This window comes from Pseudomonas sp. HY7a-MNA-CIBAN-0227, from assembly GCF_040310325.1.
In the GTDB taxonomy this organism is placed as follows: domain Bacteria; phylum Pseudomonadota; class Gammaproteobacteria; order Pseudomonadales; family Pseudomonadaceae; genus Aquipseudomonas.
On sequence record NZ_JBEOPT010000402.1, the window covers coordinates 1 to 229 of the forward strand.

The 229-nt window shown below is 57.6% G+C and carries 1 protein-coding gene; it reads right to left on the reverse strand.

The window, feature by feature from the left end:
• Nucleotides 1-229, reverse strand: a 229-nt coding sequence (locus AAEZ06_RS28435) for an extracellular solute-binding protein (RefSeq protein ID WP_350617558.1), incomplete at both ends; no start/stop codon positions are given.

Here is a 229-nt window from a genome sequence, read left to right on the forward strand (position 1 = left end):
GTGTACACATCTTTCGGCGCCACGCCGTCGGCCATCAAGGCAAATTCGAGGGTGTATTTGGCGCCTTTACGCAAACCGCGCTTGCCCGGGAATTTTTGCGTGTCCCAGAAATCCGCCCAACTGGTCGGCGCAGTTTTCAGTTTGTCCGCGTTGTAAGCCAGTACCGTTGACCACACAAAGAAGCCCGCGCCGCAGGTCTGGATTGCGCCTTTCACGTACTGGTCCGGGT